The organism is Pontibacter flavimaris, assembly GCF_001907195.1.
GTDB classification, from domain to species: domain Bacteria; phylum Bacteroidota; class Bacteroidia; order Cytophagales; family Hymenobacteraceae; genus Pontibacter; species Pontibacter flavimaris.
Window position 1 is genome coordinate 65,838 of record NZ_LVWA01000009.1, and the last position, 23,317, is coordinate 89,154.

Genomic DNA, 23,317 nt, shown 5'->3' on the forward strand with positions numbered 1-23,317 from the left:
GGTTAGAATGGGTTGGTTGCCCACACGGTTAGCTCCGGAATAAAGCCGCGGTCGTCCATCTGCAGCGCGCTCTTGATGGCCCAGGCGATCTCTTCTGAGCGCAGTTTGTTAGTTTGGGGCCCGCGCTCCTGTCGGTCCGGCTGGCCAAAGGCGGTTGTTACCTCGCTAGGGTTTATCAGCATGACGCGCACGTTATACCTGCGCAGCTCGTTTTGCCAGGTCTGCGTCATACTTCTGAGCGCTGCTTTGGAGGAGGCATAAACCGAGCCGCCTTCATACCCCTTAAGTGCCGCCGTGGAGCCGATGTTGATGATGTTGCCGTGGTTCTGCTTCTTAAAGACCTCTGCCGCTTTTGACGCCATCATGGCCGCTCCGAACACGTTTACCCGGTATATGTTCTCAAAATCATCCAGCGTCAGCGCATCTATCGGTTTAGACAAGCCAATTCCGGCATTATTGATCAGCACATCCAGTCTGCCGTACTTTTCCATAAATGCCTGAAAGGTGCGCTTTACGTCATTTGGGTTGGCCACATCGGCAGTGATGGGCATGGCGCCGAGGTCACCGGCTGCCTGCATGGTTCGTTTCTCGTCGCGGCCGGTAATGGCTACGTTGGCTCCGCTCCCGATGAGTAGTTTGGCTGTAGCATACCCGATGCCCAGAGTACCGCCTGTTATCAGAATGTTCGCGTTTTCAAGTTCCATAGTAAGAGTTGTTGCGTTTCAGAAGTATAAGTTTCTGTAACGGGGCGGGTAGCGATTAGTTAGTGGTGCTGTGGTGGTTGGGCCCGGTATAGCACCACAGGCACAAGCGGACGCTTGCGCCATAGATCTGTAGCAAAAGAAAAGGCGCAACGAATTGCGCCTCTACAAGTATGACTTTCTAAATTTTAACCTTCTAACTTTCTAACTCCAAAACTCTCTACCTATTTCCGGTTGTCGCCGCCATGCAGCATGCTCAGGTAGCTTTCGTAGCGGGAGAGGGAAATATCGTTGTGGCGTACGGCCTCAATCACGGCGCAGCCGGGCTCGTTAAAGTGGGTGCAGTTGTTGAAGCGGCACTGGTTCAGGCGCTCCCGCATCTCCGGGAAAAAATGGCTCAGTTCCGCCGCCGGAATATCCACGATGCCTAGTTCCTTAATGCCGGGCGTATCGATGACATATGTTTCGGGGTCGATCTCGAACATCTCGGCAAAGGTGGTGGTGTGTACGCCCTTGTCGGAGAAGCCGGAGATCTCAGAGGTTTTCAGCTCCAGGTCGGGCACGATGAGGTTGATGAGCGAAGACTTGCCTACGCCGGAGTGCCCGGAGAGCAGCGTGGTTTTGCCGTGCAGCAGCGCCTTTACCTCGTCTATGCCTTCGTTGTTCATGGCCGATACCGCCAGGCTCGGATAACCGATTTTCTCATACATGTGGCTGATCTGGCGCTGGTACTCCATCACATCCTCGTCATACAGGTCGGTTTTGTTGAAGATGAGCATGGCCGGGATGTCATAGGCCTCGGCTGTAACCAGGAAACGGTCTATAAAGCCAAAGGAGGTACGCGGCGACACCAGCGTCACGATGAGCATGGCCAGATCGAGGTTGGCAGCGATGATGTGGGAGTAGGCTGTCTTGTGCGTGCTCTGGCGGATGATGTAGTTCTCGCGGTCCTCGATCTTGTGAATCACGGCGGTGTCTTCTCCTGTTGTCTCTACCTCAAACTCCACGCGGTCGCCTACGGCCAGTGGGTTGCTCACCTTCAGGCCCTTTATCTTAAACTTGCCGCGCAGGCGCGCCCGGTGCAAATTTCCTTCCGCGTCGCGCACCAGATACCACGATCCCGTCGATTTTACTACAATTCCTTTCATGTATTCTTTTTAAGCAGGGCGCTGATGTCGGCCATGATCCTAGCGGTGGCGCCGGCTTGCTCTTGTACGTATTCTTTTTCTTTGCCGGTTATACTTTGGCGGAGGCCCGGCGTGGTGTGCACTTGCTCAAATGCCTGCAGCAGTTCCCCGGCGTTTTGCACCGGAAAAGCGCAGCCCCGCGCCACCAAATCCTTCGCCTCCTGAAACTTGTCATACTTTGGGCCGAAGAACAGCGGCAGGCCAAACACAGCTGCCTCCAGCGTGTTGTGCAGGCCCTTGCCGAAGGCTCCGCCAATGTAGGCGTAGGTACCGTAGCTGTAAAGCGCCGAGAGCATCCCGATGTTATCGATCACCAGCACCTTATACTTTGGTGCATCTACTTCCGTAGCTTTGGAGAAGCGCACCGCATCCTCGCCCACGGCCTGCATCACGGCATTTATACTTGCCTCGTTCACCTCGTGCGGCGCGATGATGAATTTTATACTTGCTTTATAATTTTGAATCAGCGGCAGCAATGCCTCTATATCCGCGGGCCAGCTGCTGCCCACCATAAATACCTGCTGCCCGGCAGCGAAGGCCTCTACCAATGGAATCGGTTTTATACTTGCCGCCGTCTGCAGCACCCTATCAAAGCGCGTGTCGCCGGCTATACTTGCCTTGTTTATACTTATACTTTGCAGCAGCTCCAGCGAGCTTTGGTTCTGGGTATAGATATGCGTGAAGCGGCGCAGGATATTGCGGTAAAAATCGCCGTAAGGCTTAAAAAACACCTGCTCGGGCCGGAAAATAGCGGAGATGGAAAGTATAGGGATACTTCGCTCAGCCAGCTCCTGCAGGTAATAGTGCCAGAACTCATACTTCACGAACACGGCCAGCCTGGGCCGCGCAATGTCCAGAAAGCGTTTGGCGTTGGAGGCGCTATCCAGGGGCAGGTAGAAAATGTAGTCGGCACCCGGGTAGTTTTTGCGCACCTCGTAGCCCGAAGGGGAGAAGAAGGTGAGCAGCACTTTATACTTCGGAAACGCCTCCCGGAGCGCCTCCATGACCGGCCGCCCCTGCTCAAACTCGCCCAGCGAGGCACAGTGGAACCACACCAGCGGCGCCTGGTTCTGCCGTAGCGTCTCCTGCAGCCGCTCGAACTGCCGCTCGCGCCCCTGCCGCATCAGCTTCGCCTTCTCGTTAAAAGGGGCTGCCAGGGCAATGGCCGTACGGTAAGCCTTCAAGCCGATGTCGTAGAGTAGCTTCAAATTTTATACTTGCTTGCGAGTGTCTGGTTCTGTTGCAAATATAGCGCTTTGGGGAGGGATAGTTGGCAAGGGTGCCATACTTTGTGGGGAAGGGCTTTGATTCCCGGTAAAGTTACTGTTATCTGCTATATTTGGTGGGCTAAACGTAGGTGATTACTTTTAGCCACAAGTTGGCATACATTTAAATTGATAAGAAACCTTATATATGCAAAAAGGCTGTTTGATATCCATAGGAGTATTTTTGATTTTACTCTTTGGAATCATCTGGATATTACGAGACGCCTTTGAGCCTGAATATTACAATGTTGAGCTTGATCAACGAATTGGAGGAACATTGATTTGTGATGTAACTTATAATGCTGACCACCACTCTTGGTCCTATATGATAGCCTATAAATACAGAGATGTAAATGACTCCACACATAAAATTGGCTATGGCTCATATGATGGAAGAGAGTGGAAAAAGGATGAACAGTTAATCCAATATGGGAAATGGCTTATTCTAAAAACAGGTAACTATCACGGCTCTGATAAAATTTTTATAGGGGATTTAGAAGCCAATGAATGGAATGAGTTCGAATTTTCAGCGGCAAGTATCGAAAAAGACAGTATCTGGAATTTAGAAAATATTCATTCTTTGCCAGGATGGTTGCCTTCCGAAGCATTCGTAAATGAAATAAAGGACGGCAAGATTCATGTAATCTATGAATACAGGGTGGATAAAATAAACACGAAAGTCACCGAAAAAAGGGTAATTGAATATGAAATTCATGAAGAGACTGGTGCTCCTAAGATGAAAAGAATAAGTCTACTGCCTTGATAAAAAACGGTTGCCAACCCTATGTATACTTTATACTTCGGCTAAAGTCTTATACATAGTCTACACAAAACCGTTGTACTACATTTACAAGTATGAAAAACCTGATTATACTTATAGCCCTGCTTCTGACAACTGTCATAGCAACAGCACAGGTCGCTATTATTCAGGATAAGGACGGGTATACCAATGTTAGGGAGAAGCCGAACGGACAGTCACAGGTTATTCACAAACTATACAGCAACGAAGCCTTCTGGTATGACTATGAAGAGGGGCATGACACAAATGAATGGATTCCTGTCTTTATACCTAAAAATCTATTCTCTCTCAACTCCACAGAAGTTAGCTACATCGAAGGTTTCATACACAAGTCCAGATTACAAACACTCGACAAGTTACAGCCCTACAAGGGGACAGACTTTAAATTTGAGTATTTGATAGAGCCGTTTGCATTGAACAATAGAGTTGTTGACAAGTATAATGGCGCTGTAGCAGCTATAGCGGGCAGGCCTGTCTGGGGAACAGACGGAAACTTCCCAATTACACAAATAAACGGAGTTAACGCCATAGTTGAAGGAAAGAAAGTTGAAATAAACCCGCCTCTCTACAACGATATCTACGAATGCACAAATACTTTTAAGGTCTATAAAAACGGAGATTGTTACATCGTGTACCAATGGAATAGCGATGGGGCGGGTGCTTATCAGGTTGTTTGGGTATTTACCAAAGACGGACTGAAGCAAAGACTCGTAGGGTCAATGATATAAAGAAAAATAAGGGACCACCACGTGCATACTCAATGCTTCGGCAGCACCTCGCTCACCTCATATACGAATACCATTACCCCAAAACTCCATGCCCCTCACCATTCGCCCCATACAACCTGCCGACAACGAGCCATTGGCGTCGCTGATCCGTAGTGTTTTCCGGGAGTTTAAGATAGACAAGCCCGGCACGGTTTACACCGATCCTACCACCGATGCTTTAAACCAGCTGTTCGAGCATCCCGGCAGCGCGTACTTTGTTGCTGAGGAAGATGGCCTGATAGTAGGCGGCTGTGGCGTGTATCCTACCGAAGGCTTGCCCGAAGGCTGTGCGGAGCTGGTGAAGTTTTACCTTTCTGCCGAAGCCCGGGGCAAAGGCATTGGCAACAAACTGATGCAGCAAAGTATAAATGCGGCGCGGTAGCTTGGCTACAAGCAGTTATACTTAGAGTCGTTCCCCGAGCTGGCCAGAGCCGTATCAATGTATGAGAAAGCAGGTTTCAGGCCCTTGCCGCACGCACTGGGCAACTCCGGGCACAACGCCTGCACCATCTGGATGCTGAAAGAACTATGAGCATAGAAGAAGCCTACAACCGCTGGGCCACGCAATACGACACGAACAAGAACCGCACCCGCGACCTGGAGGCGGTGGCCCTGCGCGCCACGCTGGGAAGTATAAACTTTGAGCGATGCCTGGAGATCGGCTGCGGCACGGGCAAGAATACCGAGTGGCTGGTACGAAGGGCGCTGCACGTGACGGCTGTGGATTTGTCGGAGCAGATGTTGGAGCGGGCCAAGAAGAAAGTAAGCTCCAACAAAGCCGAGTTTATACTTGCCGACATCACCCAAAGCTGGAGCTTTGCAACGCAGCCATACGACCTGGTCAGCTTCAGCCTGGTGCTGGAGCACATTGCGGACCTGAATCATACTTTCAAGCAAACGGCTGCGGTGCTAAACCACGGCGGGCATGTATACATCGGCGAGCTGCACCCTTTTAAGCAATACAGCGGCACCAAAGCCCGCTTCGACACCGAGGAGGGAAGGCAGGAGGTGGAGTGCTACACCCACCATACTTCCGATTTTGTGCAGGCCGCCCGGCGGAACGGCCTCCGGCTGGTGGACGTCAACGAGTACTTCGACGATAACGACCGCGCCGGCCTACCGCGCATCCTGACCCTCCTGTTGCAGAAAGTATAGGGGAAAACGTCATACTATAAACTGATAGAAGGTTTTGGACCAGTTTATACTTTGGAGCTTCCATCTCAGGTCGCAAAGAACCGCGGGTAGTTGTGAATCTTTTAAAATAATCTATATTTGGCAAAGGCTATATCAGGCTCGCCTGAGTTTCCGGCTACAAAGTATACTTGGGTCCGTTATTCCTTTTAATTTATATTTACTAAAACGATAAATATGGCATCAATCAGCCCTTACCTAACGTTTGCGGGCAACTGCGAAGAAGCCTTCAGCTTTTACAAATCCGTATTCGGCGGCGATTTCCCGTACGTAGGCCGCTTTAAGGACATGCCCTCTGAGAACCCGGTCCCGGAGTCAGAAGGAAACAAGATCATGCACATTTCATTGCCGATCAGCAAAGAAACCACGTTGATGGGTTCTGATTCTTCAGAGGCCTTCGGACATGCCACCGTGATGGGCAATAACTTCTCCATCTCTATCAATGCGGAGAACGAAGAGGAAGCCAAGCGCTTGTTCGATGGATTATCGGAAGGTGGTAAGGTAACCATGCCGCTGGACAAGACTTTCTGGGGGGCGCTGTTCGGCATGTTCACCGATAAGTTCGGCATCCAGTGGATGGTGAACTACGATTACGAGCAGAAATACTAAGCGTCGGTTTATACTTTAAAGACAGGTGAAAATACTCTTAGCCGTTGGGGTAGGGAGCTTTATTGGGGGCGTGGCACGCTACCTCTTATCGGTGTTTATCCAGACGCGGGCTGCTGTTGGGTTTCCGTATGGCACATTGGGGGTAAATATACTGGGCTGCTTTCTGATCGGGCTCGTCGCGGCCCTTTTGTCCAGGGGAGGGCTGGCAGCGGAATGGCGCCCTTTCCTGATTACCGGCGTTCTGGGCGGGTTTACGACCTTCTCGGCCTTCTCGCTGGAGTCGGTGTACATGCTGCAGGCAGAGCAGTACGGGCAAGCGATGCTTTACATCCTGGCCAGCGTGGTGCTTGGCTTGCTGGCTACTTTTGCCGGTATGTGGCTGGTCAAGCTGGCCTAAGCCTTAGCTAAGAAAGCCTTCCATACTTCGGAACACCGTCACCATCGCCTGCCCTCTTTCCGACAACGTATACTCGATGTGCAGCGGTTTCTCCTGCACCACGGTCTTCACCAGGATGTCGGCTTCCTCCATCTCTTTCAGCGCCGTGGCCACCGACTGCTTGTTGGAACCCGGCAGCTGGCGCAGCAAAGCGTTAAAACGCACTGGCCCATCCAGCGCCAGCCGGAAAATCTGCGGCTTCCATTTCCCTGATAATTGCTTCAGAATGCCCTCTGCGGGGCAGCTTGGCTCGTCCGGTGAAAAATTGTTGGTAGTCATGTTTTTTTGACTAATTGACTCTCTTAAAGTATAGCCCGACCTTTGTAAAAGAAATCAAATACGGCCGGTTGGTTATTAGCTAACAGGCCCGCATTTACAAAGTTTAACGCAAAATAGAAGACCATGGAGACAAAACCAATAATGATGCACTGCGATATAGAGACCGGTGCTTGCGAAATACCGGTAGCACAGGCAACCACAGAAGACACCAACATTGCCGCAGCCAAGAAGCCGATCAAGCTGCTATACTTTACCGACCCGATCTGCTCCTCGTGCTGGGGCATCGATCCGCAACTGAAAAAACTGGCGTTGGAGTACGGGCCATACTTTGAAGTAGAGTACCGCATGGGCGGTCTGCTGTCGAGCTGGGATGCCTACGGCGGCCGTGACGTGAACGGACCAAAGAGCGTAGCCCAGCACTGGGAAGAGGCCGGCGCCTACTACGAGATGCCGATAGACGGCGACCTGTGGCTGGAAGACCCGCTGCCATCGTCTTACCCGCCTTCCATCGCCTTTAAGGCAGCCCAACTGCAGGGTGAAGAGAAAGCCGCAGCGTTCCTGAGAAGAATCAAGGAGATGATCTTCCTGGAGAAGAAAAACATTGCCCGCTGGGATAACCTGGCCCTGGCCGCCGAGCAAACCGGTCTGGATGTAGCACAACTGAAGTCCGACTTTGAAGGCAAAGCTGTGGAGTTATTCCAGAAAGATCTTGCGCTGGCACGTCAACTGGGTGTGCGTGGCTTCCCGACCATCTTTGTAACCGACGAAAACGATAAGCGCGTGCTGGTATACGGCTCCCGCCCGTACGAGCAGTATGAACAGGCGCTGCTGCAGTTGCACCCGGAGGCAAAAAAGCAGGAGTATGACACTACCTATACTTCACTTTTTGCCAAGTATAGCTCGCTTACCACCAAGGAGTTTGCGGTGCTTTCGGGGCTAGAAACCGGTGAGGCGGAAGCCTACTTGCAGGAGCTGCACGCAGAGGGCAAGATCGGGAAGTATGCTTCCAAGAACGGCGCCCTGTGGTTGAAGCAGTAAGCTGATCAGAACAAATTATAAAACAAAAAGCCCCGGCATTGCCGGGGCTTTTTGTTTTATAATTTGTTCTATTCTTATGGCGCGAGCGTCCACGCTCGTGACGGGCTATAGTTGGGCCTCCCCGGGACAGGTTGGCCTAGTAGATTACAAATCCTGACACGATAATAAGACACGGGTTGCGCTGTCCCGAAGCATTTCGGGGAGACCCGCGCCAGCCAATCAGGTGCCATTTAATTCCCCTCCTCGGAGGGGGTAGGGGTGGGTTTATACACTTTGCTCTTCGGGATTTGCAATCCCGAAGTTCCTGTTATGAGGATTTGCAATCCGACTCTTTTTGCTTTTAGCCCCTGTCCGACAGTTGGCAAAGTATAAAAACGGATTACAAATCCTGATCTTAACTTGCTTTCGGATTGCAAATCCGAAAGAGCGGAGTCCCTGTCTCTAGACTAGCTAATCGCAACCTGAAGTATAAAACAAAAAGCCCCGGCACACTTGCCGGGGCTTTTCTATCAATAAGTCACTTTATAATGCTTAGTGCTTTGCAAGGTAGTTAGAAACACCTTCTTTGGTAGCCTGCATCGCCTCTTTGCCTTCAGACCAGTTAGCCGGGCAAACTTCGCCTTTCTCCTCGAAATACTGCAGGGCGTCTACCATGCGCAGGGCCTCGTCGATAGAACGGCCAAGCGGCAGGTCGTTTACAACCTGGTGGCGTACCACGCCTTCTTTGTCGATCAGGAACAGACCGCGGTAAGCAACCGGCTCACCTACGAAAGTAACTTCACCTTCGTCGTTGTAGTCGTAGTGACCAGCCAGCACGTCGTAGTTCTGCGCGATTGTCTTAGACGCATCTGCTACAAGTGGGTAGTTTACACCCTCGATGCCACCCTGCTCGCGCGGAGTGCTCAGCCATGCGAAGTGAGAGAAGTGCGTGTCAGTAGAGCAGCCTACCACGGCTACGCCTTTGCGCTCAAACTCCTCCATTCTGTCCTGGAAGGCGATGATCTCTGTTGGGCACACAAACGTGAAGTCCATTGGATAGAAGTAGAAAACTACGTGCTTCTTGCCAATGTACTGCTCCAATGAAAAGTTCTCTACGAATTCGCCGTTTTCTACGGCTGTTGCTTTAAAGGAAGGTGCTTTTTTACCTACTAAAACTGCCATGTGTTATTTGTTTTTTTGGTTATTGAATAATCTATTTAGAAACTCGTGTAATGCGTATTTGTTTATCGGGCTCCACCTTATTTCCCGTCAGCTGCACCGAAAAACCCTTGATCTCGAAATTTTCCAGGTTGCGCTTGCTGAAGAAATCTGCTAAGAGTTGCTCCAGTTCTGCATCCTCAAAGTCTACGATTTCCCTGGTCTTGCTGCAGTAGATGTGGTTGTGCACGTGCGTGTTGGCGTCGTAGCGCTTGCCGCCTTCCTCCGAGAGCGCCCGTTTGATCAGGCCTGTCTCTACAAACGTGTCCAGGGTTTTGTAAACCGTGCCCAACGAGAGGGTAGGGTTGGCCGGCCGCAGGTGCTGGTATACCTCCTCGGGAGTGGGGTGGTGCCCATGCAGGTCCATCACCGCCTCGAACACCACAATGCGCTGGTGCGTGGCTTTGAGGCCACCTTCCAACAGGCGTTGTCGCAATTCGTCTCGGGTCAGGTTGTGCTGCATACTAGATAAGAATGTTTCTTACTTAGGAAAAGTTCCTGCAAAGATAAGGTGTATAGTTAAGAGTTAAAAGTTAGGAGTTAATAAAGTTAGAGAGTTTAGGAGTTAGAGAGTTGGAAGTTAGAAAGTTAGAAAGTGGGTAGTGCTTTCTGGGTTTATACTTTCTGCCGCAAGTTTAGCGAAGTATAAATGTGGCTGTGCATGGTGCAAGTTTGCAACTTGCTTTCTGCGGAGCAGAAAGGTATACATCAGCAGATACTTTATACTTCGACTGGCTTCAGGGACGAAGTATGAAAGCTGTTTAATCAAAGTATAAAGTATAGCAATAGCACTACTTGTGGTATGAAACCTATACCCTTGGAGCTCCGGATCCAACCACCCCTACCCCTCCTTGTCTAAGGCGGGGAGCCTGGTACTACTCCTGCAAACGTTTAAGCGCTGTAGCTTCTGTTTCACCTCCCTTAATTCAGGAACTTCCGGAAAAGTCCCGGATGTGACCCTTTCAGGATGACAAAAGTATAAACTGTGGCTATTAAGTTGACAGGAGAAGCAGTAAGTATAAGCTCCCCTCCTTGGATAAGGAGGGGTTGGGGTGGTTGGATAACTTTCTAACCTTCTAACTTTTTAACTCTCTAACTCCCCAACTCCCCAACTCTCTAACTCCAATTACCTTCCCTTAAACTCCGGCCTGCGTTTCTCCACAAAGGCGTTCATGCCCTCTTTCTGGTCCTCGGAGGCGAAGCAGAGGTAGAAGTTCTTGCGCTCAAAGTATAAACCTTCGTCCAGGTTGGTTTCGAAAGAGCGGTTCACGGCTTCCTTGGCCAGTTTGGCCGCCACCGGCGACATCTGGGCAATCTCTGCGGCCAGTTTAAAGGCTTCTTCCAGGTATAGCTCTACCGGTACCACGCGGTTAATCAGGCCATGCTTTTCAGCCTCAAGCGCGCTCATGAACTTACCGGTCAGTACCATTTCCATGGCTTTGGCTTTGCCGATGGCTTTGGTCAGGCGCTGCGTGCCACCGGCACCGGGCATCACCCCGATCTTGATCTCCGGCTGGCCGAACTGCGCCGCTTCTGAGGCCACGATCATGTCGCAGGTCATGGCCAGTTCGCAGCCGCCACCCAGGGCAAAGCCCGACACGGCGGCAATGATCGGCTTCTTGGTCTTGCGAATCTGATCCCAGGTGGAGAACTGGTCGATGTTGAGCATGTCGATGGCGGTTTTGCCGGCCATTTGCTTGATATCGGCGCCGGCGGCGAAGGCGCGCTCGTTGCCTGTGATGATGATCACGCGCACGGCATCATCCTCGTCCAGCGCTTTGAGAGCATCGCGCAGCTCGCCCATCAGCTGCAGGTTCAGAGCATTGAGTTCTTTGGGGCGATTGAGTTGTATGAGCGCCACGTGCGGCTGCGACTGGGGTGTAACAAGTATAAATTCCATAGTTATCGATAGGTTTCGAGTATGAAGTTAGCTTTTTGCGGCAAGTATAGAAACCGGCATAGTATAAGTTACCGGCACACGATCTGAAACGTGGTGCGCGTGCGCTGCTCCAGCAATACTTCCTTGCCTTCCTGTATGCGTTTTATACTTTCAGGGTTATAATTCTTAACCGTGTAGAGCTGCAGGTTGGTGTTGTAATGGATCAGGAACTGGTCCTGCAAAGTCTGCATCAGCCGCTCCAGGCGCTCGGGGTTGTAGTCGGTGCAGATGGAGAAGGAAATGGCCGAGTTCTGCATCAGGTTGATCTTTATCCGCAGCTCCGAGAGTGCGTTGAAGATCGTGCCCAGGTTCTTTTCGGAGATAAACGTAAAGTCCTTCACCCCGAACGACACCAGGCACTGGTTCTCCTTGATGATATAGGCCGGTGCTACGACCTCAAAACGGCAGTCGCAGATCTTGGTGCCCTCGCCCTCCGGGTCCAGAAACGACTTCACGTAGAGCGGTATCTTTTTGTTGGCCAGCGGCTTGATAGTTTTGGGGTGGATGACCGAGGCGCCGTAATAGGCCATCTCCACCGTTTCCTGGTAGGAGATCTCGGGGTAACGCACCGTATCGGGGAAGTGCTTAGGATCGGCGTTTAGCAGGCCGGCCACGTCTTTCCATATCACCATTTCCGAGGCATCGAGGCAGAAGGCGAAGATGGCGGCGCTGAAGTCGGAGCCCTCGCGGCCCAGGGTGGTGGTGAGGCCGTTGTTGGTGCCGCCCAGAAAACCCTGCGTTACCACCAACCCTTGTTGCAGCAGTTGCGGCACGTCGCGGCGGAGCAGGCGCTCGGTCCAGGCCCAGTCTACTTTCCCTTCACGCCAGTTGCTGTCGGTTTGGATATACTTGCGGCTGTCTATCAGCGTGTTGTGAATACCCTGCTCCGCCAGAAAATAATGCAGGATGGCAGACGAAAAAAGTTCGCCAAAACTTACGGTTTGATCGTATACCTTATCAAAATTATCGTTCGGAGTGATTTCCTTTAGCTGATTGTGCAGTAGCTCGAACAAATGCTCCAGCCGCCGAAAGGCGCGGTGCTCCTGATCTGCCAGCAGCTCGCGCAGCACCTGCAGGTGGTAATCCTTCAGGTTTGCAAACTCAGAAGAGAAATCTTGTTGCTGGTACGCCAGGTGCAGCAGCGCCTCCAGGGCATTGGTGGTTTTGCCCATCGCCGACACCACCACCAGCAGCTGACCCTCTTTGCCCTGCGTTTTAAGGATGCGGGTCAGGTTATGGAACGATCCGGCGCTTCTGACAGAGGCGCCGCCAAACTTATATACTGTAATCCTTTCTGTACTCATACACGGTAAAATTAGGCAACGTTCGGAATATAGCCTAAAAATGATATTTTTGTAATAAAATTAAAGCTATAGGATAAAATCATCTTTATGAATGACAAACTCGGACTGCCTGTAGGCACAACGCTAGACAGGTTTATCATGCGGAAGCAAGAGGACTTCCCGTTCGCCACCGGGGAGCTGTCTCAATTGCTTCGTGACATTGCCCTGGCGGCCAAGATCGTGAACCGCGAAATTAACCGGGCCGGCCTGCTGGATGTCACCGGCGCCTATGGCCAGCAGAACGTGCAGGGCGAGGACCAGCAGAAGCTGGACGTGATCGCAAACATCCGCTTTATACGCGCCCTGCGCAATGGCGGCGAGGTGTGCACCATCATTTCGGAGGAGGAAGACGACGCGATCCAGACGGGCAACACCCGCGGCAAGTACATCGTGGCCATCGACCCGCTGGACGGCTCCTCCAACATCGATGTGAACGTGTCCATCGGCACGATCTTCTCGATCTACCGGCGCACTTCCGAGCAGGGCTGCGACGGCACCATGGCCGACTGCCTGCAGCCGGGCGTGAACCAGGTAGGCGCGGGCTACATCATCTATGGCTCCTCCACCATGCTGGTGTACACCACGGGCAACGGCGTAAACGGCTTCACCTACGACCCCACGCTGGGCGAGTTTTTCCTGTCGCACCCAAACATCTGCACGCCGAAAACGGGCAAGATCTACTCCATCAACGAGGGTACCTACAACTTCTTCCCGGAAGGCGTGAAGCAGTACGTGCAGTATTGCAAGGACAACGAGTACTCGGCGCGCTATATTGGCTCGCTGGTGGGCGATTTTCACCGGAACCTGCTTAAGGGCGGCATTTACATCTACCCCTCCACCTCTAAAGTGCCCAAGGGCAAGCTGCGCCTGATGTATGAGTGCAACGCGCTGGCATTTATCGTGGAGCAGGCCGGCGGAAAGGCCACCAACGGCTCTGAGCGTATTATGGAGCTGGTGCCGACAGAGCTGCACCAACGCTGCCCGCTGTTTATCGGCTCTCCGGAGATGGTAGACAAGGCAGAGGAATTCCTGAAGGCCGAAGTGGCCGTAAATTAACCCAACCCATCTGGAATTAGTAATCAACAACAGCATCACAAAGGCAGGGGGCGAAAAGCTCTCTGCCTTTTTTGCTTTTAGCGGCCGCTATACCTCAAGCGAATCTCGGCTTTCTGTATTTCCCGTTTAAGTATAAGCCGGGCAATGCGGGTGGCGATGATCTCCTCGTCGGCGTCCACCATGGCCTGTTTTACCTTTTGCTCGTCCACGTCGATACGGTAGAGGATGTGCAGCAGGCGGCTGAAATCGTTGCGCAGGAGCTGCTGCACGAGGTGCGCCAGCTTAAACTCCAGCGCCTCCAGGTTAGTAGCCGGCAGATTATCCACCTCAAAGATGCGCTGCAGGTGGTTGGTGGTGCCCGTAAGTATGGCAGGTGAGTAAGACATCAGGCAAAGGTACGTATACTTTAGAAAATGCTGCTGGAAGTATAAATAGCCGAAAGCGGCCATGGTTATACTTTATACTTTGATCAGGGTATAAAGTATACTTTTCTACTTCCCCCATTTATACTTTATAGCCCAAGTTGCGATTACCCCGTCCGCATCCCGAAAGTATAAAACCACTTATACTTCATGTTTATACTTGTGACATCGCCAAAGCAGCGGCTATCGAACTTGATCCCAGTTCTTGGGTTGAGCGCCTTGTGAGATCCGGTGCCCGTTAAGGGCATGCCGAGCGCAAGCGAGGCAAGGAGGGAACACAGCGCGATGCCCGAGGACGAGCCCTCTCGGGCTGGAGAGCACCAAAGTATGAAATGGAACTGTAGCTTATGTAAGTCTGGAGGATGAACGGAAGCTCGCAAGGATAGCTTGTGTCAAGTAGAAGGAAATGGTAGCTATGAAAGTATAGCTTGTATCAAGTTGCGGGAAGCGGCAGCTAAAAGAGGCACAAGCGGACGCTTGCGCCAGAGAAGTATAAAAGATAGCCCAAGAATAAAGCATGGCTCTACTGTACGTCCATACTTTACGCCACGGGTATGCTTATACTTCGCCCAAAGTATAAAAGCAGAGCGAGTAAAGTATAAGACGGCTGAAACAAAAAGCCCTCCGCTGGGGGAGGGCTTTTTATACTTATGCTTCCTTTTCGGTTTTCTTCTTGGAAGGCTTTTTCTCGGCCGGTGCCTTTTCCTCGGCCTCTGGTTTCTCTTTCGCCTTTTTTGATTCAGGTTTAGCTGCCTCGGTAAAGCCGACGTGCTGTCTTACGATGGCGTACCAGGTCGCCAGCTTTTTCATGTCCGACACGTACACGCGGTCCTCGTCGAAGGTTGGCAGCACGCTGGCCATAAACTCCTTGTAGTCCTCGTTTCCGGGCTTGTCGCCCAGCGGCAGGCTCTCGCCATACTTCTCGTTTACGCGATCAAACACCTCGGCCAGCGGCACGGTGCCCTCCCCGTCAGTAGTGTAGATCGAGATCTCGTCGAGCAGCGACATGCGGTGGCGCGCCTGCGCTACCATGGTCTTCGGGTTCTCCTCCAGGCTCTCCAAAATCACGCCGGTGCGCGTAGGCTTCACGACACGGTAAAGGCCGCTCTGGCCAGATACTGCTGCAACTTGTCTTAAATCAATAGGCATAGGTAGTATGTGTGTTTTGTTTATAATTTAAATACGATCGGGATGCTGGCATCCACGCCAAAGCCGGGCGCCTTGAACTTCAGCAGCCTGGCCACGCGCAGCGCCTCCTCGCCGGTGCCCGCACCGGCATTGCGCAATACCTTAAAGTTAGACGTAGACCCATCCGGGTTCACGGTGAAGCTGATGATGCAGTCGCCCTGCACGCGGTTGCGCTTGGCCAGCATCGGGTACTGCAGCTCCTTATAGATGGCTTTATACATGGCTTCCTGGCCTCCCTCGTAGAAGTCTGCCACGGGGATGGGCTTGTCAGGCATCCAAACGTTTTCCTCTTTAGAGGCCTGGGCCGTTGCCTTGCTGCCGCTCTGGGCGCTTGCCGTAACGGCCATCATGGCAAATAAAATAAACAAAAATGAAATTCTGGTTCTCATAAGGGTAAACATTTAAAATTTTCTACATCACGGGTCCTGCCGCCTCTCCAGTTAAATGTCCCCTTGGCTCGCTCAGTGCTGATCCTGCACCTGCGCGTTCACCTCGTCTATAAAGGAGAGGATCTCGTCGCGGCCAAGCTGCTTTTCTGAGGAGGTGCGGAACATCTGGGGCAGTTCTTCCCATGTTTCACGCAGTTTACGCTTCCACGCGGCTATGGTTGAGTCTGTCTTGATGGACGACTGCTTGTCGAGCTTGGTGAACACGACCACGAAGGGCACGCCCTTGTTGCCGAGCTGGTGGATGAACTCCAGGTCCTGGGCCATGGGGTCGTGGCGGCTGTCTATCAGCACAAACACGCAGGTCAGGTTCTCCCGCTTCTGCAGGTAGTAGTTTATCATGCGGCGCCATTCCTCGCGCGAGCTCTTGCTCACCTTGGCGTAGCCATAGCCCGGCAAATCCACCAAGTACCACTCATCATTGATGAGAAAGTGGTTGATAAGTTGGGTCTTGCCCGGCTGCCCCGATGTTTTGGCCAGCTTCTTCTGTTCGGTAAGCATGTTGATGAGCGAGGATTTGCCTACGTTGGAGCGCCCGATAAAGGCATACTCCGGCTTGTCGGGGGTAGGGCAGGCCTCCACCTTCGTGTTACTCATCAAGAATTTAGCTTCCTTAATAACCATGCTATTGCGTTTTGTGGTTCTGGTAAGCGGGTTCCCCGGCTGTTTTCCAGGCAGGGGAGGCGCCCGTGTGGCCTCTGTTTCTAAGAAAGGCTAAGATATAAACCCCAAAGGTAGCAAATAAATTCTCCACGGCCGGCGGCGTTAAGGGCCGCCTGTACTTATAACGCAGAAACCGGCGGAACATTTTACCCGCCCCGCTCCAGCCTGGCTCATACTTCTATAGAAACTACCCTGCTTTAAGTTGTCTGATTTGTGGAAAAAATATCGCTTGTTAATATAATATATTGCATATATTTGCTGTTGATTCAATTTCGTGTGAGTAACTTTATACCTGCGCCTCCTTCACTGGCAGGCACTCCGGAAAGCCCGCTTACGCTTTTCGGATGACCAATGCGTACATGGGTCAAAAAGTTTTATAGGGATATATGTGTTTAACATATACTAAATTTTATATATCTCGTATAGATGCTGGATTAGCTGTGCCGACCCCAAGGCCGCATGGTGATCCGAAAGTTTTTACCATCACCCAAACATTTAGGAAAGTATAACAAACCCTTTATCACATGAATTATTTAGCCAAATCGTTCTCGCGGGTTTCTCTGCTGCTTGCCATGGTGTGCCTTTTGGCTGCCACCGCATCGGCACAAAGCACCAGGAAACAAATGCGAACTGCCAACAAGTTCTTTAAAAAGGAAAATTACCGTGCGGCCCTGCCTTACTATGACCAGGTGCTGGCCGCGGACCCCAACAACGCCAAGGCCCTGTACTTTGCAGGCATCAGCTACCTGACCTTCGACAAGGAGAAGTCTGCTGATTACCTGTACCGCGCGCAGGAGCTGAACCCGAAGGTGGACAAGGAGATGGAGTACTGGCTGGGCCGTACCGACCACATCAACTACCGTTTCGACAGCGCCATTGAGCACTTCCAGAACTACCAGAAAACCATTAAGCAGCGCAACGTGGAGCGCAAGGAGGAAGTGGCGCAGCTGATCCAGTACGCCAAGAACGCCAAGCGCGAGGTGGCAAACCCGAAGGACGTGTTTGTGAAGAACCTGGGTGGTGACGTGAACACTGCCTTCTCGGAGCACAGCCCGGTTATCTCATCCGACTACAACTACCTGCTGTTCACCTCCCGCGCAGAGGGAGCTACCGGCGGTAAGGCCGCTGAGGATGGTGAGTACTTCGAGGATATCTTCGAGACCAACCGCACCGGCGTGGACTCCTGGGAGAAGCCGCGCATAGTGCCGGGTTCCCTGAACAGCGCCGGCCACGATGCCTCTATCCAGCTGTTCGACAACGACACCAAGCTGCTGCTCTACCAATCCGTGAACAACGGCGACATTATGGTGGCTGAGCGCCAGGCAGACGGAAGCTGGGGCGCGCCGAAGAGTATCAGCGACAAGGTGAACACCCGCGATTTCGAATCGGATGCCTACATCACGCCGGACGGAACCACCATGTTCTTCTCTACGAGCCACTTCTCTGAGAACGGCGACCTGGACCTTTACATGGTACAGCGCACCAATGGCGGCGATTGGGGTAACCCGAAGAGCCTGGGCAGAACCATTAACTCCCGCTTCGACGAGGATAGCCCCTACCTGTCGGCCGACGGCACGCTTTTCTTCGCCTCCCGCGGACACAACAGCATGGGTGGTTACGACATCTTCGCCTCCAAGTATGACTCGGTGGCGCGCCGCTGGGCACGTCCGGAGAACCTGGGCTCCCCGATCAATACGCCGGATGATGACACATACTACCGCCTGGCTCCGGACGGAAGCTATGCTTACCTGTCGTCTTACCGCATCGGTGGCTACGGCGAGAAGGATATCTACACCATCAACTACATCAAGAACGCCGACGTGAAAGGCCGCGTGCTGGTGCAGGGCGACAGTACCCTGACACTGCCAGGCGTGGAGCTGATCTTCAACGGCCAGCAGGCGGATAACCGCCCGATCTCTTACCGCGACGTGAGCAAGCCGGACTCCGCTACCTATAACGTGAACGTGCTTTCAGGCCGTAAGTACCAGGTGCAGCTTTCTTTGGACGGCGAGGTGCTGGAGACGCAGGAGTTTGAGGTGCCGGTGGTGCTAGACGACACGACCACGATCAGAAAAGACTTCTTCGTGACCCTGGACGACACCACGGCTGCCCGTATCGCACGCCTTGCCCCGGACGCTGCTGTAGGAGAATACAAGTTCGAGAACATCTACTTTGCTACCGACAAGTATGACCTGCGCCCTGAGGCTGTTGAGGAACTGGACAGAATTGTGGAGATCATGAAGGCCAACCCGACGCTGAACATCAGCATCGAGGGCCACACCGACTCCCGCGCCAGCGACTCTTACAACATGACGCTTGGCCAGAACCGTGCTGACGCTGCCTACGATTACCTGGTAAGCAAGGGCATTTCTGACAAGCGCATGACAACGGTAAGCTACGGCGAGAGCAGACCAGCCGTGCCGAACTCATCAGTGGACAACATGCAGCTGAACCGCAGAACGATCTTCCGTGTGCTGAAGCGCGATGAGATTCAGCAGGGCCAGGAGATACAATAACAAGTTAGTATGGCCTGAGCGCCAACTGAACCATACCCCAGAAGCAGGCCGGCACATGCCCGGCCTGCTTTTTTTATATTTCGGAACATATTCTGCGGAATATAGTTTTAGGTACAGTATTTTTGCCCTGTTACAATCATTTTATCCCAACCCATGGCGGTAGTACCTTACAAAGACCAGAACGAGAACAAGAAGTCGCAGGTGGCCACGATGTTCAACAACATTGCCGGCAAGTATGATTTCCTGAACCACTTTTTGAGCGCTGGCATCGACATCATCTGGAGGAAGAAGGCTGTAAGCCTGCTGGCTCCCGAGAAACCAAAGCAAGTGCTGGACATTGCTACCGGTACCGCCGACTTTGCCATTGAGACCCTGCGCCTGAACCCGGACAAGATCACGGGCGTGGACATCTCGGAGGGCATGCTGGCCGTGGGGCGGGAGAAGCTGGCCAAACGCGGCCTCACCAATAAGATCGAGCTCAAGTATGGCGATTCGGAGAACCTGCCGTTTGCCGATAATACCTTCGATGCCATAACCGTGGCTTTTGGCGTGCGCAACTTCGAGAATCTGGAGAAGGGCCTGGCCGAGATGCACCGCGTGCTGAAGCCGGGCGGAATGGCCGTGGTGCTGGAGTTTTCGATGCCGCGTGCCTTCCCGATGAAGCAGCTCTATCAATTTTATTTCAAGAATATACTACCAGCGGTAGGTAAACTCGTTTCTAAGGATAATGCTGCCTATACGTACCTGCCCGAGTCGGTGCAGGCGTTCCCGGACGGGCAGAATTTCCTGAAAATATTTCAAAAAGTAGGCTTTAAGACCACGAAATGGCATTCACTCACATTTGGCATAAGCTCCATTTACACAGGCAAAAAATAACCCTTAGCAGCCTGATCATACTTGCGCTGCTGCTATGCGGCACGGCCCAGGCCCAGCAAAAGGTAAACGCCCTGAACAAGCCCGGCTACGACCAGCGGCCCGTGCATTACGGTTTTTACCTGTCTCTGCCGCTCACCAAGTATAATGTGCATCACTCGCAGGAGTATGTAGATCGGTTAAGGAATGGCAGCGACGAGGCCATCAATCCTAAGAATGACATCGGCTTTTATACCGGCCTGGTGCTCAACGTACGACTGGCCGAGTACCTGGATGCCCGCTTTGTGCCCGGAGTGGGCTTTTACAGCCGCACCATTGAGTTCAAGAACGTAGCTGTAAATAGAGAGACAGAAGACGTGATGTTTGAGACCATTAATAATACTATGATAGAGCTACCAGTGCTGCTAAAGTATAAAGCCAAGCGCCGTTCTAACTACAGACCTTATATAGTGGCAGGTGTAAAGCCAGGTATCGACTTAGGGAAGGCCAATAATGGAACGGGGGGGGATTTAGAGTTACAGGTAGAGAAGTTCGACCTGGCGCTGGAGTATGGCATCGGCGTTGATATATTTTACCCCTACTTTAAGTTTGCGCCGGAACTGCGTTTCTCACACGGCCTGATGAACCAGCACAAGCTTTTGTCGAATAGCACCTATAGCCGCTCTATCGATAAGCTAACCCACCACAACGTTTCACTTATTTTCTTCTTTGAATAAGAAATGACCAAAATTGCATTTGTTACCGGAGCCACCTCAGGCATCGGGCTGGCCACGGCTGTAGACTTGGCGAAACACGGTTTTAAGATAATTGCCACCGGCCGCCGCCGCGAGCGCCTGCAGGAGTTGCAGCAGAAACTGGGAGAGGCCAATGTATACCCCCTGGTGTTTGATGTGCGCGATAATGTGGCGGTGATAGAGGCGGTGGCCACGCTGCCTGATGCCTGGCGCAAGGTAGATGTGCTGGTGAACAATGCCGGCAATGCCCACGGGCTGTCGCCGATACAGGATGGATCGGTGGAGGATTGGGATGCCATGATCGATATAAACGTGAAGGGCCTGCTGTATGTGACCAAGGCGGTGCTGCCGCTGCTGCAGAAGCAGGGCGGAGGCCACATCGTGAACATCGGCTCCATAGCAGGCAAGGAAGTATACCCCAACGGTAACGTGTACTGCGCCTCCAAGCACGCCGTGGACGCCCTCTCCAAAGCCATGCGCATGGACCTGGTGCAGTTCGGGATTAAGGTATCGGAGGTGAACCCGGGCGCGGTGGAGACCGAGTTCTCCGAGGTGCGCTTTAAAGGCGACAAGGAGCGCGCTGCCTCGGTGTACAAAGGTTTTCAGCCGCTGCAGGCCCAGGACATTGCCGAGTTGATCAGTTTTATCGTAACGCGCCCCGCCCACGTAAACCTGGCCGAAGTGCTGGTGCTGCCAACGGCGCAGGCTTCGTCCACCATCATAGTAAAAGAACAGTAGAACGCTAAAGTATAAAGTATAAATCCCCGCCTCCGGAAGCATAGACCAGGGGCGGGGATATGTTTTTAGGGCAGCGTAGAAAGTATAAATCTTCTCCTAATCCAAGGCCATCTGCAGCAGCCGCATCAAAGTATAACCCTAAACAAAGTATAGCGCAGCATCAAAATCCTTCCCTATCGAAGGCGTGGACACGGACGTCGCTGGTGCGCTTGTCCTTTGTGTCAGGGCCAGCCTCCAGCTCCGTGCCTCGTTTCGTGTCGTATACTTTGGTCTTTTTCCCCCAGCCGCTCACTTTCGACTCATCTGTGATCTCATCCTCGCCGCGGCCACCCACAATCTTTATGGTAATTCCCTTCTTTACCTCGCCGGTCAGACTGAACTCATCATCCTCGGCCAACCCGTGCAGCGTGATCAGCCTGGTTTCGGAGCGCTTAAAGATGCGGTGGAACGTGACCAGTCCATCAGACTTGCGGCGCAGGGTTACCTCCGTTTCCGCATCGCTCAGGCGTTTTACCTCGAACTGATCCTCCTCGTCGGTGCCCACCACCAGCACCTCTTTCGCCATTATCTCATAAAACTCCGCGGCGGCCTCGCGCAGCTGGTTGCGCCGGCTGATGAGCTTCTGTCTGGTGCTTTCCCCCTCCAGCTCGTAGATCGCCTCCGGGTACTGCCGCACCGCCTGCGCTATCACCTCATCGGTTATACTTTGCTGCAGCCCCACGGCCAGCGAGTCGAACTGCGCGCGGGTGACCTGCGCCAGCGCCCGCTGGTCTATGAATTTCGAGTTGATGGTGAGGGCATAAACATCGTTGAAGTCTTCGTCAAACGACTCGAACTTGCGGATGGCCCAGTTGCGGCTGAAGATCCAGGGAATGAGGCCATCCTGAAAGCGGTAGAAGGCATTATCGCGGTCTTTGGGGATAGGGCGGTAGTGGTGGTTGCCGCTGCGCTCGAACGCTGCCCATTCCCATTGCCCCTCGTGGCGGTCCCAGTCACCGATGAGCAGGTCGAAGAGGCGTGCTTTGGCAAAGGCCACCTGGTCTATAAAATGATCGTCTTCTTCAAACCGTTTGTTCAGCATCTTCTCGCTGCCCACTATGTCGCTGGGGTTGCCCGTCACCTCATCCACCATGCGCTCGTCGGTGTACTTCTCTTCCAGCAGGTATACTTTGTTGCTGGCCACCTCCTCATGCTCGCCAAAGTCGGCATCGTTTGGCCGCACATACACCAGTTGCGGAGAGGCGTACGGGATTCCTGCCGCCTCGGCCATGGGCGGAAGTATGAGCGCGCCGTAGGGATTAATGGCTGAGATCTGGTCGCGGAGGATGTTTACCACAAAAGTCTTGCGCCATACTTTGGGCAGCACCTCAGAGGGCTCCTTGTCGAGGGAGCGGAGGGCATAGGTGTTGTCGTTGGGGCCAACCAGGGTAAAGCTGGTAGTCTGGAAGCCGCCGCCGATCTTCTCTATCTTCAGGCCGCCCCAGGTGGTGTCCATCTCGAACACCGGCACGGTTACCGGGGCATTCCAGAGCGGGCGATGGTGTTTCCCCCAGAACAGGCGGTGCAGGAAACCGCGCTTGTAGTGGGCGCCTGCTTTAATCGTCACGCTGTCTGCGGCCTTCGGGTTGGTTTTCAGGTGTTGGTATACTTCAGCATCTGCCACCGGAGTGGGGGCGTAGAAGTTTTTCCTGGCACAGCCAGCCGAAGTGATCAAGAATAGGGCAAGTATAACCTGCCTCCAATGTGGTTTCATACAGATGCAAATCCTGTTAACAAGCTTATTTAACGTAAAACGGCTGTAATGTTTTCAAGTGAACGGCAAGTATACTTTAGTCAAGCAGTAGTTCGGGGTAGTGAAAGAAGAGGTATGTGCAGAGCTATACGTTTATACTTTTCAAGTTGATGCAGCGGGATTCAGGCTGGGCTTAAG

25 protein-coding genes are annotated in these 23,317 nt (G+C 52.6%); 12 read left to right on the forward strand and 13 right to left on the reverse strand.

All coding sequences use genetic code 11. The annotated features are described in order from the left end of the window. Nucleotides 1–2 precede the first annotated feature (2 nt). The 3 genes from A3841_RS14410 to A3841_RS14420 form a co-directional block, all read right to left on the reverse strand. Nucleotides 3–704 carry an SDR family oxidoreductase gene (locus A3841_RS14410; RefSeq protein WP_073853102.1) on the reverse strand — a complete coding sequence of 234 codons (702 nt, stop codon included), beginning with the start codon at nt 702–704 and terminating at the stop codon, nt 3–5. A 221-nt stretch (nt 705–925) separates the two neighbouring features. Beyond that, nucleotides 926–1,849, reverse strand: coding sequence for a ribosome small subunit-dependent GTPase A (gene rsgA, locus A3841_RS14415; RefSeq protein WP_073853104.1), 924 nt, complete (start codon nt 1,847–1,849; stop codon nt 926–928). Next, a complete protein-coding gene (locus A3841_RS14420) occupies nt 1,846–3,096 on the reverse strand; it encodes a 3-deoxy-D-manno-octulosonic acid transferase (protein WP_073853106.1) in 1,251 nt (416 codons plus the stop codon). The genes rsgA and A3841_RS14420 overlap by 4 nt, the downstream gene beginning before the upstream one ends. 205 nt (nt 3,097–3,301) lie before the next feature. On the opposite strand from A3841_RS14420, the gene A3841_RS14425 reads away from it, so the two are divergent. The 6 genes from A3841_RS14425 to crcB all read left to right on the forward strand — a co-directional run bounded on the left by A3841_RS14425 (nt 3,302) and on the right by crcB (nt 6,916). Continuing rightward, nucleotides 3,302–3,916: a hypothetical protein gene (locus tag A3841_RS14425; protein WP_073853108.1), complete on the forward strand. Its 615-nt coding sequence runs from the start codon at nt 3,302–3,304 to the stop codon at nt 3,914–3,916. Between the two features lie 92 nt (nt 3,917–4,008). After that, nucleotides 4,009–4,680 (forward strand): hypothetical protein, encoded by a 672-nt coding sequence (locus A3841_RS14430; protein WP_073853110.1) that lies wholly within the window; start codon nt 4,009–4,011, stop codon nt 4,678–4,680. An 88-nt stretch (nt 4,681–4,768) separates the two neighbouring features. Then, nucleotides 4,769–5,101, forward strand: a complete 333-nt coding sequence (locus A3841_RS14435) for a GNAT family N-acetyltransferase (RefSeq protein WP_235861424.1) — start codon at nt 4,769–4,771, stop codon at nt 5,099–5,101. Between the two features lie 146 nt (nt 5,102–5,247). Further along, a complete protein-coding gene (locus tag A3841_RS14440) occupies nt 5,248–5,874 on the forward strand; it encodes a class I SAM-dependent methyltransferase (RefSeq protein WP_073853112.1) in 627 nt (208 codons plus the stop codon). A gap of 213 nt (nt 5,875–6,087) precedes the next feature. After that, nucleotides 6,088–6,519: a VOC family protein gene (locus A3841_RS14445; RefSeq protein WP_073853114.1), complete on the forward strand. Its 432-nt coding sequence runs from the start codon at nt 6,088–6,090 to the stop codon at nt 6,517–6,519. A gap of 25 nt (nt 6,520–6,544) precedes the next feature. Beyond that, nucleotides 6,545–6,916 (forward strand): fluoride efflux transporter CrcB, encoded by a 372-nt coding sequence (gene crcB, locus A3841_RS14450; protein WP_073853116.1) that lies wholly within the window; start codon nt 6,545–6,547, stop codon nt 6,914–6,916. Nucleotides 6,917–6,919: 3 nt separating this feature from the next. Here crcB and A3841_RS14455 read toward each other — a convergent pair whose 3' ends face one another. Next, a complete protein-coding gene (locus A3841_RS14455; RefSeq protein ID WP_073853118.1) occupies nt 6,920–7,234 on the reverse strand; it encodes a winged helix-turn-helix transcriptional regulator in 315 nt (104 codons plus the stop codon). 123 nt (nt 7,235–7,357) lie between these two features. Here A3841_RS14455 and A3841_RS14460 point away from each other — a divergent pair, with 123 nt between their 5' ends. Beyond that, nucleotides 7,358–8,272 carry a ClpXP adapter SpxH family protein gene (locus tag A3841_RS14460; RefSeq protein ID WP_073853120.1) on the forward strand — a complete coding sequence of 305 codons (915 nt, stop codon included), beginning with the start codon at nt 7,358–7,360 and terminating at the stop codon, nt 8,270–8,272. A gap of 531 nt (nt 8,273–8,803) precedes the next feature. On the opposite strand, the gene A3841_RS14465 is transcribed toward A3841_RS14460, so the two are convergent. From A3841_RS14465 to A3841_RS14480, 4 genes are all read right to left on the reverse strand, one after another. Beyond that, nucleotides 8,804–9,433 carry a peroxiredoxin gene (locus tag A3841_RS14465; RefSeq protein WP_073853123.1) on the reverse strand — a complete coding sequence of 210 codons (630 nt, stop codon included), beginning with the start codon at nt 9,431–9,433 and terminating at the stop codon, nt 8,804–8,806. Nucleotides 9,434–9,464: 31 nt separating this feature from the next. Further along, on the reverse strand, nt 9,465–9,932 hold the full coding sequence (locus A3841_RS14470) for a Fur family transcriptional regulator (RefSeq protein ID WP_073853126.1): 468 nt from the start codon (nt 9,930–9,932) through the stop codon (nt 9,465–9,467). 663 nt (nt 9,933–10,595) lie between these two features. Next, nucleotides 10,596–11,369, reverse strand: coding sequence for an enoyl-CoA hydratase-related protein (locus tag A3841_RS14475; protein WP_073853128.1), 774 nt, complete (start codon nt 11,367–11,369; stop codon nt 10,596–10,598). Between the two features lie 68 nt (nt 11,370–11,437). Further along, nucleotides 11,438–12,712 carry an aspartate kinase gene (locus tag A3841_RS14480; protein WP_235861425.1) on the reverse strand — a complete coding sequence of 425 codons (1,275 nt, stop codon included), beginning with the start codon at nt 12,710–12,712 and terminating at the stop codon, nt 11,438–11,440. Between the two features lie 87 nt (nt 12,713–12,799). On the opposite strand from A3841_RS14480, the gene fbp reads away from it, so the two are divergent. Beyond that, a complete protein-coding gene (gene fbp, locus A3841_RS14485) occupies nt 12,800–13,807 on the forward strand; it encodes a class 1 fructose-bisphosphatase (protein ID WP_073853131.1) in 1,008 nt (335 codons plus the stop codon). Nucleotides 13,808–13,884: 77 nt separating this feature from the next. Here fbp and A3841_RS14490 read toward each other — a convergent pair whose 3' ends face one another. The 4 genes from A3841_RS14490 to yihA all read right to left on the reverse strand — a co-directional run bounded on the left by A3841_RS14490 (nt 13,885) and on the right by yihA (nt 16,487). Beyond that, the gene (locus A3841_RS14490; protein ID WP_073853133.1) at nt 13,885–14,256 is read right to left on the reverse strand and encodes a hypothetical protein; all 372 of its coding nucleotides are present in this window, start codon (nt 14,254–14,256) and stop codon (nt 13,885–13,887) included. Nucleotides 14,257–14,877: 621 nt separating this feature from the next. Next, complete coding sequence (locus A3841_RS14495; protein ID WP_083610374.1) at nt 14,878–15,378, reverse strand: DUF5606 family protein; 501 nt, start codon at nt 15,376–15,378, stop codon at nt 14,878–14,880. A gap of 20 nt (nt 15,379–15,398) precedes the next feature. Further along, nucleotides 15,399–15,806 (reverse strand): energy transducer TonB, encoded by a 408-nt coding sequence (locus A3841_RS14500; RefSeq protein ID WP_073853453.1) that lies wholly within the window; start codon nt 15,804–15,806, stop codon nt 15,399–15,401. Between the two features lie 72 nt (nt 15,807–15,878). After that, a complete protein-coding gene (gene yihA, locus A3841_RS14505; protein WP_073853135.1) occupies nt 15,879–16,487 on the reverse strand; it encodes a ribosome biogenesis GTP-binding protein YihA/YsxC in 609 nt (202 codons plus the stop codon). Between the two features lie 563 nt (nt 16,488–17,050). Between yihA and A3841_RS14515 the strand changes: the two genes are divergently transcribed. The 4 genes from A3841_RS14515 (at nt 17,051) to A3841_RS14530 (ending at nt 21,387) form a co-directional block, all read left to right on the forward strand. Further along, nucleotides 17,051–19,042, forward strand: coding sequence for an OmpA family protein (locus A3841_RS14515; protein WP_073853139.1), 1,992 nt, complete (start codon nt 17,051–17,053; stop codon nt 19,040–19,042). A 153-nt stretch (nt 19,043–19,195) separates the two neighbouring features. Further along, entirely contained in the window at nt 19,196–19,918 is a 723-nt protein-coding gene (ubiE, locus tag A3841_RS14520; RefSeq protein WP_073853142.1) for a bifunctional demethylmenaquinone methyltransferase/2-methoxy-6-polyprenyl-1,4-benzoquinol methylase UbiE, read from the forward strand. After that, the gene (gene porT, locus A3841_RS14525; protein ID WP_073853144.1) at nt 19,867–20,631 is read left to right on the forward strand and encodes a type IX secretion/gliding motility protein PorT/SprT; all 765 of its coding nucleotides are present in this window, start codon (nt 19,867–19,869) and stop codon (nt 20,629–20,631) included. Before ubiE ends, porT begins: the two co-directional genes overlap by 52 nt. 3 nt (nt 20,632–20,634) lie before the next feature. Further along, nucleotides 20,635–21,387, forward strand: coding sequence for an SDR family NAD(P)-dependent oxidoreductase (locus A3841_RS14530; protein ID WP_073853146.1), 753 nt, complete (start codon nt 20,635–20,637; stop codon nt 21,385–21,387). Between the two features lie 160 nt (nt 21,388–21,547). On the opposite strand, the gene A3841_RS14535 is transcribed toward A3841_RS14530, so the two are convergent. After that, nucleotides 21,548–23,140: a HipA domain-containing protein gene (locus tag A3841_RS14535; RefSeq protein WP_073853148.1), complete on the reverse strand. Its 1,593-nt coding sequence runs from the start codon at nt 23,138–23,140 to the stop codon at nt 21,548–21,550. Nucleotides 23,141–23,317 lie beyond the last annotated feature (177 nt).

What these genes read in the sequence shown, in the direction of transcription:
- A3841_RS14410 (WP_073853102.1), bottom strand. Translation starts at nt 704, where the DNA reads ATGGAACTTGAAAACGCGAACATTCTGATAACAGGCGGTACTCTGGGC.
- rsgA (WP_073853104.1), bottom strand. Translation starts at nt 1,849, where the DNA reads ATGAAAGGAATTGTAGTAAAATCGACGGGATCGTGGTATCTGGTGCGC.
- A3841_RS14425 (WP_073853108.1), top strand. Translation starts at nt 3,302, where the DNA reads ATGCAAAAAGGCTGTTTGATATCCATAGGAGTATTTTTGATTTTACTC.
- A3841_RS14430 (WP_073853110.1), top strand. Translation starts at nt 4,009, where the DNA reads ATGAAAAACCTGATTATACTTATAGCCCTGCTTCTGACAACTGTCATA.
- A3841_RS14435 (WP_235861424.1), top strand. Translation starts at nt 4,769, where the DNA reads ATGCCCCTCACCATTCGCCCCATACAACCTGCCGACAACGAGCCATTG.
- A3841_RS14440 (WP_073853112.1), top strand. Translation starts at nt 5,248, where the DNA reads ATGAGCATAGAAGAAGCCTACAACCGCTGGGCCACGCAATACGACACG.
- A3841_RS14445 (WP_073853114.1), top strand. Translation starts at nt 6,088, where the DNA reads ATGGCATCAATCAGCCCTTACCTAACGTTTGCGGGCAACTGCGAAGAA.
- A3841_RS14455 (WP_073853118.1), bottom strand. Translation starts at nt 7,234, where the DNA reads ATGACTACCAACAATTTTTCACCGGACGAGCCAAGCTGCCCCGCAGAG.
- A3841_RS14460 (WP_073853120.1), top strand. Translation starts at nt 7,358, where the DNA reads ATGGAGACAAAACCAATAATGATGCACTGCGATATAGAGACCGGTGCT.
- A3841_RS14465 (WP_073853123.1), bottom strand. Translation starts at nt 9,433, where the DNA reads ATGGCAGTTTTAGTAGGTAAAAAAGCACCTTCCTTTAAAGCAACAGCC.
- A3841_RS14470 (WP_073853126.1), bottom strand. Translation starts at nt 9,932, where the DNA reads ATGCAGCACAACCTGACCCGAGACGAATTGCGACAACGCCTGTTGGAA.
- A3841_RS14475 (WP_073853128.1), bottom strand. Translation starts at nt 11,369, where the DNA reads ATGGAATTTATACTTGTTACACCCCAGTCGCAGCCGCACGTGGCGCTC.
- A3841_RS14480 (WP_235861425.1), bottom strand. Translation starts at nt 12,712, where the DNA reads ATGAGTACAGAAAGGATTACAGTATATAAGTTTGGCGGCGCCTCTGTC.
- fbp (WP_073853131.1), top strand. Translation starts at nt 12,800, where the DNA reads ATGAATGACAAACTCGGACTGCCTGTAGGCACAACGCTAGACAGGTTT.
- A3841_RS14490 (WP_073853133.1), bottom strand. Translation starts at nt 14,256, where the DNA reads ATGGCCGCTTTCGGCTATTTATACTTCCAGCAGCATTTTCTAAAGTAT.
- A3841_RS14495 (WP_083610374.1), bottom strand. Translation starts at nt 15,378, where the DNA reads ATGCCTATTGATTTAAGACAAGTTGCAGCAGTATCTGGCCAGAGCGGC.
- A3841_RS14500 (WP_073853453.1), bottom strand. Translation starts at nt 15,806, where the DNA reads ATGAGAACCAGAATTTCATTTTTGTTTATTTTATTTGCCATGATGGCC.
- yihA (WP_073853135.1), bottom strand. Translation starts at nt 16,487, where the DNA reads ATGGTTATTAAGGAAGCTAAATTCTTGATGAGTAACACGAAGGTGGAG.
- A3841_RS14515 (WP_073853139.1), top strand. Translation starts at nt 17,051, where the DNA reads ATGAATTATTTAGCCAAATCGTTCTCGCGGGTTTCTCTGCTGCTTGCC.
- ubiE (WP_073853142.1), top strand. Translation starts at nt 19,196, where the DNA reads ATGGCGGTAGTACCTTACAAAGACCAGAACGAGAACAAGAAGTCGCAG.
- porT (WP_073853144.1), top strand. Translation starts at nt 19,867, where the DNA reads ATGGCATTCACTCACATTTGGCATAAGCTCCATTTACACAGGCAAAAA.
- A3841_RS14530 (WP_073853146.1), top strand. Translation starts at nt 20,635, where the DNA reads ATGACCAAAATTGCATTTGTTACCGGAGCCACCTCAGGCATCGGGCTG.
- A3841_RS14535 (WP_073853148.1), bottom strand. Translation starts at nt 23,140, where the DNA reads ATGAAACCACATTGGAGGCAGGTTATACTTGCCCTATTCTTGATCACT.